Below are 15,561 nucleotides of genomic sequence, written 5' to 3'. Positions count from 1 at the left end.
TCAATCACGGCGGGCGTGGCCCTGAGACGCCGGGTGAGTGAGCGCCCTGCCGCGGGTAGGTCCAACTCAAAGAAGTCGCTGAGAATGCCGATCCACTTGTGGACAACGGTGAACGATGGAACAGCGCCGCGCGTCATGCGTTGTACAGAGCGAAGCACAGAAGACTTCGCCAGTGGTAGACGATCACAGGGACGATGAAGGAGCCGAAGATTAGCACCTCCACCCGCAAGCGCGCCACGGCCGGCAAGCGTTCCGACCGTGCCGGACGCTCACCGCTGCGTGAGGAGACGGTGCGTGCCGCGAGTCCCGCCGTGCCGGGAACCGCCGTGCCGGGAACTGACGCGCCGGCGGATGTCGTGCGTACCGACGCGGCGGTGTCATTGCCGGCTGAACCGCGGGAGGCGGCGGTTTCGCAGCTTGATCACGAGGTGGCGGAGGAGGAGCCGGTCCGGACCGCGCGCCGGACCCGCGGATCGCGATCACGGAGTTCGCGTCGTGCAGCCGACGAGGAGCTGGTCGTCGACGTCGTGGAGGACGACGCTCCCGCCGAGATTCCTACCGAAGAGGAGCTGCTCGACGCAGTCAGCCGTCCCGCCGGTTTCGACGACGAGAGTGACGATCTCGTAGAGGACGATCTCGACCTGGACGACGCCGGGTTGTCGCACGACCCGGTGCGCAACTACCTCAATGAGATCGGCCGTACTCCGCTCCTCGACGCCGCGCAGGAAGTCGAGTTGGCCAAGCGGATCGAAGCCGGTGTGTACGCCGACGTCAAACTCAACGACCCGACTCTGCAGTTGACGGAGGAGGAGCGGCGCGACCTGGAGGCGATCCGCGATGACGGGGCCCGCGCCAAGGCGCACATGCTCGAGGCGAATCTCCGGCTCGTGGTCTCGGTTGCCAAGCGGTACTCGAACCGGGGCATGGCGTTCCTCGACGTCATTCAGGAGGGCAATCTCGGGCTCATCCGCGCAGTGGAGAAATTCGACTACACCAAGGGGTACAAATTCTCCACCTACGCGATGTGGTGGATCCGGCAGGCCATCACGCGCGCCCTCGCGGATCAAGCTCGCACCATCCGGTTGCCGGTGCACGTCGTCGAGCAACTCAACAAGCTGACCCGGCTCCAGCGCGAGCTGCACCAGCAATTCGGCCGGGAACCCACGGCTGAGGAACTTGCCGCCGAGCTTGACCGAACGCCGGAGCAGATCGAGGAGATGCTGCGGAACGCCCGCCAGCCGGTCAGCCTGGACAACCCGGTTGGCGACGACGAGGACACCCTGCTGGGCGATCTCATCGAGGACATGGAGGCGCCCGCCGCCTCGGACGCCCTCGAATACCAGGCGATGATCGACACCGTGCATCGTGCACTGGCCGGGCTGGACCCGCGAGAGGCCCGGGTGATTGCGCTGCGCTTCGGCCTGGTCGGCGGCCGGCCGCACACGCTGGACGAAATCGGCCGGGACGTCGGCCTGACCCGGGAGCGGGTGCGGCAAATCGAGCGCGAGGCCTTAGCGAAACTGCGCGACCCCAACAGCCCCGACTCCCTGCTCGACTGGGCCAGCTGACCGTCGGCAGCGCGTACGCCGGTCGGCACGCGGCGTGAGCGGGCGGCACCTTCGGCGCGCTTTTGCCGGATGCGGGGCTTCGGCGTGGTGCCCGTCGAGTCGGGCGTGCCGCCACGCTGCGAAGCCGTCAGAGGCGATGTTTGGCGTCCGCAGCGGAATGCCAACGGTTACGGTCGTCGAACACCGCTCTGTTGAAGAGCGTTGCCGACTGAAGATTACCGGTCGGTTGTCTGACGAACGTGCGGAAATTTGAGTTATGTTCGCCGCCGCGATCCGTGTTACCTACTGGTGGTAGCGCATGTCGGGCAACGCGATCGATCGTCGTCAGCTCGAGGCGGTGCGTGCCGGCTTCAGACCTGGCCTCTGGACAAAGGTAACGGAAACACCAATCGATGGGGAAGTAATGGTGTTTTATTAATGAAGCCTTTTTTAAGGATGTTCACAGGATCTGCCGATATTAGTGTCGCTCCCCGTTGGTGTGCGGTGCCGGTGACTTAAGGCAGGGTTCTCAATCTCCGGTGGCCGCTGTCGTCTACTTACTCTGCTGGACACTTGCCGGGGATCCACGGTCTGTCAGGTCGCGCTGGGCATGGCGATCTTTCGTCTGTGTCGTGACATTAGATATCGATTCAGTTGCGGAGAGTGATTCGCACGCAAGGTCAAGAACGGAACCGTCAGCGCGCGGTTTCCTAGGTTCTCTCTCCATCAGGCAACCGCGGGAAGCGCTGGAAAGGCAGCACTTCATTTAGCGCGTGTATCTTTCAAGCCAGGCCAGGATGCGGTTCGGTTCGTTCTGGAAGTGCAGGTAGCCGTCCCAGCGTCGGGTAGTGCCGTGGATCCAGAAGAGCTCCTTCGGTAGCGCATCGTGGTCGGGGATGGCGTCGAAGATGGCTTGTACGTCGGACGGGCGAGTCATCACGTCGGCGTGGACCTGGTAGACAAGCGTTGGCACACGTACGCTACGCGCTGCGTTTATTGGCGACATGTCGTTGAGGCCGAAGCTGGTCCGCAGCTTGATCCGTCGGTCAAGTTCGTCCATCAGGTCGATCGGGAGACCGTGGCGCTCGAAGGCGCGTTCCAGGGCCATCCGCGGCGACAGTGGCTGGCACGCGACCAGGCAGCGTACGTTACCGAACATCTGCGGCGCTCGCTGCATGGCGAACAGGGTGGCGTTAGCGCCTAAGCAGCGGCTGAAGAGTGCGATTTTGACCTGCTGCAGATCGGATCGGGAACGGACGTAGATAAGCGATCCGATAACGTCGCGGGATTCGAAGATGCCGGCACTCGTCAGTCCTCCGTTGGCGGCGCCGCTGTGACCAAAGTTGCGTAAGTCGTATGCCAGTACGTGGTAGCCAGCGTCATGCAAGATCGCGATGTCGCGCACGAGGTTTACCTCGATGTCGTTGCCGGTCGCGCCGAAATCCGAGCGCCAGGGTTCCACATGCGCTGGTAACCCTGAACGGCTGAAGTAGCGCGGATGGTTGACGATCACGATCGTATCCGCGTGTGCGGCAGGAACGAGCCATCCCTCCAATGGCGTCCCGTCCTCGGAGGGAAAGGTGACGTCTTCGAAGTGCAGGTGGTGTTCAGCGGGGGTATGCAAGATCGGACTCCGACGCGAAACGCTGAAGTTGTCCGCGATCGTGTTCAAGAGCGTGTCGAATCGTTCTCGCGCGCGTCCAGCGACGATGTCCAGCTGCGGCACACTAGTCGTCACATCGTACTCCCGTATTGGTCCTCTGCTGTGGGTCTTGGCTTTGGGGTATCGCCGAAGGGTAGTGCCTCATGCCCAACGAGCCGAGTCGGACTGGCTACCCTGGGAAGCCTGGTATGCGATTGATGGGCCGACCCATGACCAGTGTTGAGACGCAATTCTCGGGTAGCTCCAACGTCGGCCCCGTCGTTTGATACATCAATGACTGATTCTGCGGCCTTACGCGCGGGCAGCGTCGGTACGTCTTTGCGCGCACAGTCGAACACCGGTCTCCGGCGGGTCGCTCTCCTGCGGTGCCACACGCCCGGTATTCCTTCACTTTTGAGGTCAGCGCGTTCATCGCGGAGCGACCCACGGCTCGTCGACCCAAAATCCAGAGCTGTACTCGACACTGCGCCGCCCCTGCGGGGAGGTCGGGCGCTTGAAGAGCGCGTAAACGTAGGAGGGCAAATACCAGCACACCTGGTGATCGGCCGTCGGGTGGCGACACGTTGCGTCCGCCGCGTAATACTCCGGCATGTCTCTTGGGCCGGATGCTGCTCATGCTCCGGTCCGGGTTAGGCCGCCGTCGACGTGGATGATCTGACCAGTGATAAACCCTGCTGCTTCGGAGACCAGGAAGCCGAGGACGTCCGCTAGATCAGCGGGGACCGAAGGACGTTTGATGGTTTGCATCGCCAAGACTCGGGCGAGTACCTCCTCGGCGGTCGACCCGGCGCTCCTGGCACGCCCCAGGAAACCTTCGGTGGCGACAACGCTGGGAGCGATTGCGTTGACCGTGATCCCGCTCTCGCCCAGCTCGTTGGCCAGTGCCCGGGTCAGGCCGTGCACGGTGGCTTTGCTTGTCATGTAGGCCAGGTCCTTGCCATGCAGGAGGGTGTTAGCTGATCCTGTGTTGACGATGCGCCCCCATCCAGCGCTCTTCATTCCAGGAGCGAAGGCCTGTGTGAACCGCAGGATCGGCTCAACGTTGACGGCTTGAACCTGCCGCCAAAGCTCGATCGTCACGGTGTCTAGGCTGGCGGTCGGGAAGATCCCGGCGTTGTTGACCAAGATGTCGACGCGGCCGAACCGCTCCAGGGTCGTTGTGACGACGACATCCACCTCGTCGGGTCGGCTGATGTCGCAGACCAGTCCCAGCTTGTCGCCCTTGCCGGTGAGTCCGACCAGGCCGTCGGTCGGGTCGTTGATGTCGACTGCGACGACGTTGGCACCGTCGGCAGCCAGTCGCGCCACGTAGGCTTGTCCGATTCCCCGCGCTGCCCCGGTGACTAGCGCAGTTTTTCCTTCCAGCGTCATGTGTGTGCCCTTCTCCTCGTTCCGATACGGCACGTCTGGTGACGTGCCGCGGAATGCCGCGCCTGGGAGGCCCAAATAACCTGTCTTGTCAAGGGGCGGGTATGAACGTGAGTCCGATCTGTAGAGCGATGCCGAAATAGTCTTCGAGATGCCAGGTCTGGACGATTCTGCCGTTTTCCAGCCGATGGATGTCGATTGCCCGGAACTCGATCTGCTTGCCGGTGCCGCGCACGCCGAGCAACTCACCGGTGTGGGTACCGCGGCTTACCGATCGCACGACTACTCGATCCCCGGAGAAGACGATGTCCTCGATCGTGACACGTAGGTCGGGGAACACACCACGTAGGTGCGCGACGCTTGTCTTCCACCCTTCGGCCCCTGGGCCGCTGCGCAAAGGAGGTACGGCCTCCCACTCGGGAGCCAACGCCTGGTCGACGAGTATCGAGTCTCCGGTGGTCAACGCTTCGTAGAAGCGACGGACAGTGGTCTCGATCTCTGGGATGCTGCCTGCAGCCATAATGTGAAACTCCTCGCTGGTCAGAAAGTGCGGTGATCCGACCTGCTCCAAATCGGGTACGCGCCACGACAGCCGAGCCGGTCAGTAACTAAACTATACCGTACCGTTTACTAGTTGGTGTGAGATGACGCGTGAGGGCCGATCGCTCCAGAGAGAAGAGGCGCAGCGGGGTGCGCAGCGCCGCGGTGCGGAACTGCGCCGTCACATCCTCGCAATCGCCAAAGACGTCTTCTTGGAAGCCGGCTACGAGCGGACTTCGATGGACGCCGTCGCAGCGCGAGCTGGAACGTCTAAGCGTTCGCTGTACGCCCACTTTGAGAGCAAGCAGAAGCTGTTCGACGCGGTGCTGGACTTCGTCCGCGAGTTGTACCTCGGCAAGCTCAGCACCCCGGACGCGTACGCCGACGACCCTACCGAGGCGATCTCGCTATTCTGCGGGCGGTTCCAGCAACTGATGACTTGGGAGCCTCAGGTACGTCTTTGTCGGCTGTGCATCGCCGAGGCTGAGAGGCTACCGGGCAGCGCATCGGCGTACTTTGACGCGATGTTCGTCAAGGCGTACGACCGGCTGGCCTCCTACCTCTACGAGCGGTACCGCGCCCACGGTATCGACCGGGCCGCCGCAACCTCACTCGCGCAGGATCTGCTGGGTCGCACTGTGCTACCACGGCTACTGCGCGCGCTGCTGGGCGTCGAAAGCGCAATCAAGGGATCCGACTCGCCGAGTGAGAAAGACATAGCCGCAGACGTCGACATAGCGACGATCCGCGCGACGGTGTCTACAGTCCTACGCCTCTGAGGCGCCGTGCCTTCGATGACCGCATGTCGCTGCGCGCCTGCTGTGATCAAATCGCGAACGACTCCAAGGGCGCGTCTTGCATCGGGGGGAGGGGCACCAGGGCTTCGAGCTCAGACAGCAATCAATTTCTCAGCAGCGCCCTTTCGCGTCCGCAGCTGGCTTGCGCACCTCCCGACACCAGGTTTGGACATCAGCGATCAAGATCTTGCTATCCCGAACTTCGTTGCGTGCGTGTTGGCGCCCTCAGACGCGATAACACGGTTTGCGCAGCCTGCCACCTGCGCGGAGCTTCGCGTGCCGCGGGGTTCTGGGACCACGTGCCCAAATCACCGGTGCGACGGCGTACGCTTCGACGCTGCTTCGGGCTCGTTCGGTAGCGGACGAGCGTGGAGGGCTGCAGCTTGGGCATCCAGCGTTCCCGCGCTCTGCTGTCGAGGTTGGCACTCCGCGACCGCCTCCTTGGCGCGGTCACCGCTTCGGTGTGAAGTGCCTCGCATTGCACCTCGGCTCTGCGCCCCTCGGCGGTGCCACTCACGGTCGCTCTGATATGCAAGAGGACGTGACCGAGAGCCAAGGCGCGCTAGCTTCTTCCACCGGCGCCGGCGACAAGGCGGATGCCCAGCTTGTGCGCCCGCCCGGCGGGCATGGGACGTCGGTTGGCCGCCCCGCCGGGAGTCTCTATCCGGTTCCCGGCCGGCCGCCGGTGACGACGCCCGTGCCGGTTCCGGGGAACTGGCCGACGCGGACGCTTCCCGGCGTACAGCTGGCCCAGCGGCCGCGCCGCACCGGGGACAGCTTCGGCTGGCCGGCGAACGCCGCCCCGGGCAAGCCCGAAGGGGAAGTCGACACGCGACGCTAACATCGCCACCGGCACGCGCCGGTGATGCAGCATGTCTCGCGGCGTCCTGAGGCAAGCCGGAGGAGCGGTGCGTGTCGCGCGCGAGTACACGCGTCCGAGCGGAAGGAGAGGTGGCCGGTGACCGGGGAACGGCACGAGGGGCAGGCGTATCACGCCGAGGACGACGGGCACATCCGCGGTCGGCCGATCTCATGGGCCGTGGTCACCGTCGTGATCATCGGTTTCATTGTTGCCGGCATCGGATTGATCGTCGCCACGCCGTGGGTTTTCTACCTCGGTGCCGGGTTGGTGGTCGCCGGCACGCTCATCGGGTGGGCGACCCACGCGATGGCTGACCCTCGGCGTCTCGCCGAACGGCGTGCCGCCCGGACGCAGGCCGCTGCTGCGCCGGTGTCCGCTGTCACCGGCTCCGCCGGGTCGGGAGAGGCGTCGTCCGCTCACGCGCTTGCCGCCGCTGATCCCGGTTCGTCCCCGAGCGGAGGATCCGCCCAGCACGTCTGGCCTTAGACCGGAGGTCCATGAGCGCCGCACTCCGGCTTCGTACCGCCGTCCGGTTGGGCCGGCTCGCTGGGGTGCTCTCGCGCGCGCTGCGGCGGGGCGACGGCATGGTCATCAGCGGGCGGGTGGCACTCGCCGCCTGCCCGGACGCGTTTCGGCAGCTCACAGCGGTCCGTCCGGTGACCTTCGTTTCTGCGACCAACGGCAAGACAACCACGACCCGACTGCTCGCCGCCGCCCTCCGGACGGCCGGCCCGGTGGTGACCAATCTGTCCGGCGCGAACATGCCACCCGGGCTGATCGCCGCGCTCCTCACCGCCCCCGACGCGAGCACACCAGCGGTGTTCGAGGCAGACGAAACCTACCTGCCCACCCTGCTCGACCAGGCACCGCGGCGTACCACCCTCGTTCTCGGCAATCTCACCCGCGACCAGCTCGATCGCGTCGGTGAGGTCGCGATGGTGGCGCGGCGCTGGCGGAAAGCCTTCGCCGCGCATCCCGAGCTGACCGTCGTGGCAAATGCCGACGATCCGCACGTCGTCTGGGCCGCCTCCGTTGTCCCAACGGTTACCTGGGTTGCCGTTGGGCAGCCGTGGCGAGCCGATGCCGCCGTCTGTCCCGGATGCGGTGCGGTGCTGCAGTGGGCGGACGACGTGTGGTCGTGCTCGTGCGGACTGCGGCGCCCCGAGCCCACCTGGTCGCTGGACGGCGATCATCTTCTCCACGGCGATCTTCGGTTGCCATTGACGCTTGCACTGCCCGGACGGGCGAATCGGGCGAATGCTGCGGTGGCTGCGGCAGCCGCCGATCTTGCCGGCATTCCGCCAGCCCAAGCGGTCGCGGCGTTTGCGAGCGTGGCATCCGTGGGCGGCCGCTACGAAGTGCGCGAGTACGCCGGCCGCCGGATCCGTCTGCTGCTCGGCAAGAATCCAGCGGGCTGGACGGAAATCTTCGATGTGCTCGCACCTCCGCCGGCTCCGGTGGTCATTGCGATAAATGCGCGGGCGGCCGACGGTCGCGATCCATCCTGGTTGTGGGACGTCCCGTTTGAACGGCTCGCCGGCCGATTCGTTGTCGCGACCGGAGAACGGCGGTACGACCTCGCCGTCCGATTGCTCTACGCGGGTGTTTCGCACACCACGGTGGAGAATCCGGGCGAGGCCTGGCCGCCCGAGATCGGCACTGCCGGGCTGGACGACGCACCGCCGCTCGATGTCGTCGCGACCTACACCGCGTTCCGGGATTGGCTTCGGCGCACCGGCGGAGACACCGATGTCCGCGGCTGACCGGCTGAGACCAGAAGACGCTGGTCGCGTGCACCCCCGAGACCCGCAATCTCGAGACCCGCAATCTCAAGACCCGCTGCCCCGAGATCCGCTGCGCATTGTGTCGATTTTTCCGACCCTGCTTGGCACCTACGGCGACGGCGGAAACGCCCGGATTCTCGCGGTGCGCGCGCAGGCTCGGGGCATCGCCGCCGAGGTGCTCGTCATCGATCCCGGAACGCCGCTCCCGGTTGACGGCGACATTTACCTCCTCGGCGGCGGCGAGGACGACGCCCAGGTCGCGGCTGCTCGACTGCTCCGCGCGGACGGCGGCCTGGCGCGCGCCGCTGACCGTGGAGCGGTGATCTTCGGGGTCTGCGCGGGGTATCAGCTGCTCGGCCACGCATTCCCCGGCGCCGGCGGGGAGATCGAGAGCGGCCTTGGATTGCTGGACGTGACGACGTCCCGGTTGACCCGCCGCGCGGTCGGTGAGCTGCTTGCTGAACCGACCGACGCTACGCCGCTCCAAACGTTCCTGACCGGTTACGAGAACCACGCCGGGGCGACCGTGATCGGCGCCGGTGCTCGGCCGCTTGGGCAGGTGCGGCATGGCGTCGGGAACGGGACGCTGTTCGCCGGAAAGCCGGCGGAAGGCGCGGTCCAGGGCCGGATCATCGGAACGTATCTGCACGGGCCGGGACTGGCGCGCAATCCGGACCTCGCCGACCTGCTGCTGAGCATGGCGGTCGGTACGCCGCTGCCGCCCTGGCCGCAACCGGAGATTGAGGCATTGCGCGCCGAACGGCTCGCGTCACTGCGCGGATAGCGCGCGTCGGCTCGCGGATTGCGGGCGGACGATCTCCTTGAAATGCCTACCCGCCTCGCGTCCGTGCGCGGAGAGTGTTCACACTCATGGCTTCTTTCTCGGCATGATGAAGACATGGAGACCTCCTTGGCAGGCCGGCTTCTCGTTGCAGCGCCGACGTTGGAGGATCCGAATTTCGCGCGGACGGTGGTCCTGCTTCTCGACCACGATGAGGATGGTGCGTTCGGCGTCGTCCTGAATCGTCCCAGCTCGGTACCCGCCCGGGAAGCGGTCCCGCAATGGGCGGACATCGTGAGTGCACCGGGCGTCGTGCACCTGGGCGGCCCGGTTACTCCGGAGGCTGTGGTCTGTCTCGGCCGGGTACGCGCCGGGGTGCCGGCGGCCGGCTGGATTCCCTTGGTCGGGCCGTTTGGTGCCGTCGATCCAGAGGCCGAACCTGACATGATTGCGGACGCGCTGGACGGATTGCGGCTCTTCGCTGGTTACGCGGGCTGGGCGCCGGGTCAGCTGGAAACCGAACTCCGGCTGGGTGGTTGGCTGGTGTGTCGGGCGGAGCCCGATGACGCATTCAGCCCCGAGCCGCAGACCCTCTGGTCGCGGGTGTTGCGGCGCCAAGGCGGCGAGCTTGCCTTGCTCGCCACCATGCCGGCGGATCCGACCCGGAATTAGTCGGCGTCACGTCGCTAGCATGAAACTCATGAGCGGAACAGGTCTCGACCCCGACAGCGGTCTGATGACGTTGGAGCGTACCGCGACGCAGCCGTCGACGCGTGCGGCGTACGAGGACGGCGATCACGAGCGGTTCGCGCATTACGCCCGCAAGGACGACATTCTCGAGGCGACCGTCAACGGGACACCGATCCGCGCTCTCTGCGGCAAGATTTGGGTGCCGTCACGGGATCCCAGCCGCTTCCCGGTCTGCCCGGAATGCAAGGAAATCTACGACAACGTGCTCCGCGACTGACCGAGTAGGGCAGGCGCTTGCCTCCCGCGCATCGGCGGGTATGCAGAGCCGGTTCACCGCGCATCGGCGGGCATGTCATTGTTGGCTGGTCACCGGCTAGCTGGTCACCGGCTCCCGCGGTGTCGGCAACAACTCCACCCAGGTGCGCCCGGGCGCAAGAGCAATCGCCGTGCCCGATGCGTCACGTAAACGGAGCGGCGCGGTCAGGGTCGGCCGACTCCATGTGCCGGTAATTTCCATGCCATTGCGGAAAATCCACGCTGTGCCGCTGCCAATGACGACGGGAAGCGGAACCACGCTTCCGTGCGAGTCGCGTGCCGTCGTCGCTTTGACCGTCACTCCGAGGATGACAACGTTGTCACTGCCCACCTGCCGCCCGTCCAGCAACATGTCCGGCCGGCCGTCTTGCGTACGCAAGTATTGACTGCCGTTCCAGCTCCACTCGGCGGTGGCCGCGGCATATCGCGCAACGATATGACTCACCGGCCGGCCGTTCGGCGGCGTTGGTGAGTAAGGGAAAATTTGCCGCGGCGGTCCGGCGGAGGGATCGCGTTGCCGGCCCGCGGCGTACAGCGTGTCGGGAGAAGCAAAAACCTGGTGCGGCACGGCGTGGTCGCGGCGCACGATGAACAGCGACGGCGTGGTGTCCCACCACATCGGGACGGCATTGCCGTGGTCTCGTATCGGGTCCAGATCGCTTGCGGTTCCACCGGAGAACGCGAAGTACGTACGACCGAAGAGCGGGAGCAGGTCGGCGTCCACCGGTCGCGCTGACCGGATCGGACCGACCAGATCCGGCAGTTGTGAATGAAAAACCGCGAGCAATCGGGTCAGGCCGCCTTCGACCGGAATGTCGAAGACAATGTCCGCGCTGTTCAAACCGGCTTGCGGCCACGCACCCGCGACGTTGTCGACCTTGATTGCCAGTGCAGGACGGTTGGCTGCTGCGGGATCAGCTGCGGGCCGGCCGGTCAGGGGATCGTCAGCGTTCGGTGGCGAGGCGGACAGTGAGGAGGCCGCCGCCGTGGTCGTCGTCGGAGTTTCGCGGTGTTGCGGTCCCGCAGGTGCGGACGGTCTGTCTGTCGAACAGCCTGCGAGGAGCGTCGCGATGAGACCGGCGATGACCAGGGCGTGGGCGGGACGATCGATCAGATAACCAGCGCGCACACGGTACTCCTGCTTTCGAGCGGTGGTGTCAGCCTAGTCGGCCGGCAGGGCGCGACGAAGCCGCGACACGGGCACCGGGTCGGCGTCGGCCGCTGCGTCCGGGCGCAGAGGTGGTATGGGCCCATCGGCGGCTGCGGCGAGGGTCGCCGCTGCGTCCGGGCCCGGGGGTGTGGGAACGTGACCAACAACGACATGCGAACCTCTCATCGCTTGTCGTCGGGCGGCGTACGGTCGCGTCGGGCAGATTGCGACACGTCGCGACCGTGACCTCTTGACAGTCGGCGTCCGGATGCTCAAGACTCTCCAAGCAATGGGATCGTTCCCATGCGGACCGCACCGCCGGCGTGCGTAGACGGGGGCGTAGGTGGTCGTCGTCCTGCCGCGTCGTTCGTCCGCTGGAATGGGAGGCCGCGATGCGCTTGACGCGCGCGTGGAGTCGTGTTCGCCGATTGGGCGCATTGATCGGAGTGGGCGGCGTTGCCGCGGCCACGCTTGTCGCCGTTGCGTCGGGTCCGGTGACCGCGGCGCCGGCCGCGACCGGAGAGTTCAATTACGGGCAGGCGCTGCAGGACGCCATCTACTTTTACGACGAGCAGCGGGCGGGTCACATTGTCGGCAGTGACGACCGTGCGAGCTGGAAGGGGAATTCGGCGCTCAATGACGGCGCGGACGTTGGATTGGATTTGAGTGGAGGCTTCTTCGACGCCGGTGATTACGTGAAGTTCGGCTTCCCGATGGCCTTTACCTTGACAATGCTGTCGTGGAGCGTCGACGATTATCGGTCGGCCTACCAGTCGTCCGGCCAGTTGCCGTACATTCTCAACAACATCAAGTGGGGTACGGACTACCTCATCAACGCCAACCCATCACCAAATGTCTTATATGGCCAGGTGGGTGACGCGAGCCTCGACCACGCATGGTGGGGTCCCGCGGAAGTGATGCCGATGGCGCGTCCGGCGTACAAAATTGATCCGAGCTGCCCTGGGTCGGACCTTGCCGGCGAGACCGCGGCCGCTATGGCCGCGGCGTCGATCGCCTTCGCGCCGACGAATCCCAGCTACGCGCAGACACTGCTGACGCACGCCAAGAACCTGTACACCTTTGCGGACACGTATCGCGGCAAATACAGCGACTGCATTACCGCGGCGCAGGGTTACTACAACTCCTGGAGCGGTTACTGGGATGAGCTCGTCTGGGGTGCGCTCTGGCTGTATCGAGCCACGGGCGATCAGTCATACCTGAACAAGGCCATCAGCTACTACCCGAACCTCGGTTACCAAGACCAGGCCAAGACAGTCCATTCGTACAAGTGGACCATCGCCTGGGATGACAAGTCGTACGGCGACTACGTCCTGCTCGCGCGCTTCACCGGCAATCAGCAGTACATCGCGGACGCCGAACGCTGGCTGGACTGGTGGACGACCGGCTACAACAACAACGGCACCATCGAGCGCATCACCTACTCGCCCGGCGGTGAGGCGTGGCTGGACACCTGGGGTTCGCTGCGGTACGCCGCCAATACCGCCTTCGTCGCCTTAGTGTTCAGCGACTGGCTGGCGTCACAAGGATTGGACCCGGCACGCGTCAAGGCGTACCACGACTTTGCCGTCCAGCAAATCAACTACATCCTGGGTGACAATCCCCGCGGCGGCAGTTACATCGTCGGATTCGGGAAGAATTCGCCGTTCAATATTCACAGCCGGGACGCCCATGCGTCATGGGCTAATGACATCAATACGCCGGCCAACGAACGGCATCTCTTCATCGGCGCGATGGTTGGCGGTCCCGGCGCGGCGGACGATCAATACACCGATACCCGGAGCAATTACCAGGAGAACGAACCGGCTGACGATTACAACGCCGGCCTGACTGGCGCCCTGGCACGGCTTTATCAAGAATACGGCGGACAGCCTGCTGCGAACTTCCCGCCGAAAGAGACTCCCGATGGGCCGGAAATTTATATGCAAGCGTCGGTCAACTCGGCGGGGACGAATTACACCGAGATCAAGGCGTACATTGTCAACCAGTCGGCATGGCCGGCACGCGCCCTGGACCACGGCTCATTCCGGTACTACTTCACCTTGGATGGTTCAACAACACCGGCTCAAATAAGCCTCAGCTCGGCGTACAACCAGTGCAGTGCGCCGCAGGGACCGACGCAGTACTCCGGCAACATTTACTACGTGACGATCAGTTGCGACGGGGTGCACATCGCGCCGATCGGTCAATCCGACTACCGGAAGGAAATCCAATTCCGCATCAGCAGTTCGGGAAGCTGGGATCCGACGAATGACTGGTCCTACCAGGGTGTTGCCACCACTCCGGGAGCGACACCGGTAACGGTCAACAATATCGTGCTCTATGACGGCACCACCGCGATTTGGGGTTCCGCGCCGTCCGGATCGCCGTCGCCGTCGCCGAGTCCGTCGGCTTCGCCGAGCCCGAGCCCGAGCAGCTCGCCGTCGCCGTCGCCGAGCCCGAGCCCGCGCCCGAGCCCGAGCCCATCCTCGTCGCCGTCTCCGTCGCCGTCACCATCGCCGAGTCCGTCTCGGTCTCCGTCACCATCGGCGTCGCCGAGCCCGTCTTCGTCACCGAGCCCGTCTTCGTCACCGTCTTCGTCACCGATCCCGTCGCCGTCTTCGTCGCCGGTGTCGGGTGGGGTGAAGGTGCAGTATAAGAACAATGATTCGGCGCCGGGTGATAACCAGATCAAACCGGGTTTGCAGGTGGTGAATACGGGGTCGTCGTCGGTGGATTTGTCGACGGTGACGGTGCGGTACTGGTTCACCCGGGATGGTGGGTCGTCGACACTGGTGTACAACTGTGACTGGGCGGCGATCGGGTGTGGGAATATCCGCGCCTCGTTCGGCTCGGTGAACCCGGCTACGCCGACGGCGGATACCTACCTGCAGTTGTCGTTCACTGGTGGAACGTTGGCCGCTGGTGGGTCGACGGGTGAGATTCAAAACCGGGTGAATAAGAGTGACTGGTCGAATTTCACCGAGACGCATGACTACTCGTATGGGACGAACACCGCCTTCCAGGATTGGACGAAGGTGACGGTGTACGTCAACGGCGTGTTGGTCTGGGGGACTGAACCGTCCGGCACCAGCCCCAGCCCCACACCATCCCCGAGCCCGAGCCCGAGCCCGAGTGGGGATGTGACGCCGCCGAGTGTGCCGACCGGCTTGGTGGTGACCGGGGTGAGTGGGTCGTCGGTGTCGTTGGCGTGGAATGCGTCGACGGATAACGTGGGGGTGGCGCATTACAACGTGTACCGCAACGGGGTGTTGGTGGGCCAGCCGACGGTGACCTCGTTCACCGACACGGGTTTGGCCGCGGGAACCGCGTACACCTACACGGTGGCCGCGGTGGACGCTGCGGGCAACACCTCCGCCCCATCCACCCCCGTCACCGCCACCACCACGAGTCCCAGCCCCAGCCCCAGCCTCTCCCCGTTCCCGTCCCCGTCCCCGTCGCCGAGCCCAAGCCCAAGCCCCACGCCGTCCCCGTCGTCGTCGGGTGTGGGGTGCCGGGCGACGTATGTGGTGAATAGTGATTGGGGTTCTGGGTTTACGGCGACGGTGACGGTGACGAATACCGGGAGCCGGGCGACGAACGGGTGGACGGTGGCGTGGTCGTTTGGTGGGAATCAGACGGTCACGAACTCCTGGAACACCGTGTTGACCCAATCAGGTAAATCGGTGACGGCGACGAACCTGAGCTACAACAACGTGATCCAACCCGGTCAGTCCACCACCTTCGGATTCAACGCCACCTACACCGGAACCAACACCCCACCCACCCCCACCTGCACCACCAACTAACCCACCAGGAGGCAGCGGGACCAGCTCCGCCAGAAACCCCACAGGCCGGGCCGCTCGGGAACGGCCGCCTACCCCGTCCCGAGCGGCCCCTTTTTGTCCGCTCAATTTTCTTGCTCGCTATCCAGGTTTCTTGCTCGCAATCCAGGAGCAATCCGGGACGTGCACGTCGGGGCAGAGCCGCGAGCCGCGCTTATCGGACCAATTCGGGACGTGTCCATCCGCGGTCAAGCGGCGGCGCGCTGATCGCACCGAGCCACG

13 protein-coding genes are annotated in these 15,561 nt (G+C 65.1%); 9 read left to right on the top strand and 4 right to left on the bottom strand.

All coding sequences use genetic code 11. From position 1 onward, the window contains the following. The first annotated feature begins 194 nt into the window (after nt 1–194). Complete coding sequence (locus ACEL_RS08835; RefSeq protein WP_049751472.1) at nt 195–1,568, top strand: RNA polymerase sigma factor; 1,374 nt, start codon at nt 195–197, stop codon at nt 1,566–1,568. A 745-nt stretch (nt 1,569–2,313) separates the two neighbouring features. Here ACEL_RS08835 and ACEL_RS08830 read toward each other — a convergent pair. The 3 genes from ACEL_RS08830 to ACEL_RS08820 form a co-directional block, all read right to left on the bottom strand. Further along, nucleotides 2,314–3,273, bottom strand: a complete 960-nt coding sequence (locus ACEL_RS08830; RefSeq protein ID WP_202943349.1) for an alpha/beta hydrolase family protein — start codon at nt 3,271–3,273, stop codon at nt 2,314–2,316. Between the two features lie 549 nt (nt 3,274–3,822). Beyond that, a complete protein-coding gene (locus tag ACEL_RS08825; RefSeq protein WP_011720546.1) occupies nt 3,823–4,581 on the bottom strand; it encodes an SDR family NAD(P)-dependent oxidoreductase in 759 nt (252 codons plus the stop codon). Nucleotides 4,582–4,669: 88 nt separating this feature from the next. Next, a complete protein-coding gene (locus tag ACEL_RS08820; RefSeq protein WP_011720545.1) occupies nt 4,670–5,098 on the bottom strand; it encodes an ester cyclase in 429 nt (142 codons plus the stop codon). A gap of 124 nt (nt 5,099–5,222) precedes the next feature. Between ACEL_RS08820 and ACEL_RS08815 the strand changes: the two genes are divergently transcribed. The 7 genes from ACEL_RS08815 (at nt 5,223) to ACEL_RS08785 (ending at nt 10,309) form a co-directional block, all read left to right on the top strand. Next, on the top strand, nt 5,223–5,897 hold the full coding sequence (locus ACEL_RS08815) for a TetR/AcrR family transcriptional regulator (protein WP_011720544.1): 675 nt from the start codon (nt 5,223–5,225) through the stop codon (nt 5,895–5,897). Between the two features lie 559 nt (nt 5,898–6,456). Beyond that, the gene (locus ACEL_RS08810; protein ID WP_148204585.1) at nt 6,457–6,756 is read left to right on the top strand and encodes a hypothetical protein; all 300 of its coding nucleotides are present in this window, start codon (nt 6,457–6,459) and stop codon (nt 6,754–6,756) included. Between the two features lie 117 nt (nt 6,757–6,873). Then, on the top strand, nt 6,874–7,263 hold the full coding sequence (locus tag ACEL_RS08805; RefSeq protein ID WP_011720542.1) for an HGxxPAAW family protein: 390 nt from the start codon (nt 6,874–6,876) through the stop codon (nt 7,261–7,263). An 11-nt stretch (nt 7,264–7,274) separates the two neighbouring features. Next, nucleotides 7,275–8,540: a Mur ligase family protein gene (locus tag ACEL_RS08800; RefSeq protein ID WP_011720541.1), complete on the top strand. Its 1,266-nt coding sequence runs from the start codon at nt 7,275–7,277 to the stop codon at nt 8,538–8,540. Then, nucleotides 8,527–9,345: a type 1 glutamine amidotransferase gene (locus ACEL_RS08795; RefSeq protein ID WP_011720540.1), complete on the top strand. Its 819-nt coding sequence runs from the start codon at nt 8,527–8,529 to the stop codon at nt 9,343–9,345. Before ACEL_RS08800 ends, ACEL_RS08795 begins: the two co-directional genes overlap by 14 nt. Before the next feature lie 42 nt (nt 9,346–9,387). Next, nucleotides 9,388–10,014, top strand: coding sequence for a YqgE/AlgH family protein (locus ACEL_RS08790; RefSeq protein ID WP_011720539.1), 627 nt, complete (start codon nt 9,388–9,390; stop codon nt 10,012–10,014). A 19-nt stretch (nt 10,015–10,033) separates the two neighbouring features. Beyond that, complete coding sequence (locus ACEL_RS08785; protein WP_011720538.1) at nt 10,034–10,309, top strand: DUF3039 domain-containing protein; 276 nt, start codon at nt 10,034–10,036, stop codon at nt 10,307–10,309. A 96-nt stretch (nt 10,310–10,405) separates the two neighbouring features. Here the strand turns inward: ACEL_RS08785 and ACEL_RS08780 are convergent, their stop codons facing one another. Continuing rightward, nucleotides 10,406–11,476: a DUF3048 domain-containing protein gene (locus ACEL_RS08780; RefSeq protein WP_011720537.1), complete on the bottom strand. Its 1,071-nt coding sequence runs from the start codon at nt 11,474–11,476 to the stop codon at nt 10,406–10,408. Nucleotides 11,477–11,889: 413 nt separating this feature from the next. Between ACEL_RS08780 and ACEL_RS12460 the strand changes: the two genes are divergently transcribed. Continuing rightward, nucleotides 11,890–15,303: a glycoside hydrolase family 9 protein gene (locus ACEL_RS12460; RefSeq protein ID WP_011720536.1), complete on the top strand. Its 3,414-nt coding sequence runs from the start codon at nt 11,890–11,892 to the stop codon at nt 15,301–15,303. The last annotated feature ends 258 nt before the right edge of the window (nt 15,304–15,561 follow it).

Source organism: Acidothermus cellulolyticus 11B (assembly GCF_000015025.1).
Classification (GTDB): Bacteria; Actinomycetota; Actinomycetes; order Acidothermales; family Acidothermaceae; genus Acidothermus; species Acidothermus cellulolyticus.
This window is presented reverse-complemented; position numbering and strand designations above follow the sequence as displayed.

What these genes read in the sequence shown, in the direction of transcription:
- ACEL_RS08835 (WP_049751472.1), top strand. Translation starts at nt 195, where the DNA reads ATGAAGGAGCCGAAGATTAGCACCTCCACCCGCAAGCGCGCCACGGCC.
- ACEL_RS08825 (WP_011720546.1), bottom strand. Translation starts at nt 4,581, where the DNA reads ATGACGCTGGAAGGAAAAACTGCGCTAGTCACCGGGGCAGCGCGGGGA.
- ACEL_RS08820 (WP_011720545.1), bottom strand. Translation starts at nt 5,098, where the DNA reads ATGGCTGCAGGCAGCATCCCAGAGATCGAGACCACTGTCCGTCGCTTC.
- ACEL_RS08815 (WP_011720544.1), top strand. Translation starts at nt 5,223, where the DNA reads ATGACGCGTGAGGGCCGATCGCTCCAGAGAGAAGAGGCGCAGCGGGGT.
- ACEL_RS08800 (WP_011720541.1), top strand. Translation starts at nt 7,275, where the DNA reads ATGAGCGCCGCACTCCGGCTTCGTACCGCCGTCCGGTTGGGCCGGCTC.
- ACEL_RS08795 (WP_011720540.1), top strand. Translation starts at nt 8,527, where the DNA reads ATGTCCGCGGCTGACCGGCTGAGACCAGAAGACGCTGGTCGCGTGCAC.
- ACEL_RS08790 (WP_011720539.1), top strand. Translation starts at nt 9,388, where the DNA reads ATGCCTACCCGCCTCGCGTCCGTGCGCGGAGAGTGTTCACACTCATGG.
- ACEL_RS08785 (WP_011720538.1), top strand. Translation starts at nt 10,034, where the DNA reads ATGAAACTCATGAGCGGAACAGGTCTCGACCCCGACAGCGGTCTGATG.
- ACEL_RS12460 (WP_011720536.1), top strand. Translation starts at nt 11,890, where the DNA reads ATGCGCTTGACGCGCGCGTGGAGTCGTGTTCGCCGATTGGGCGCATTG.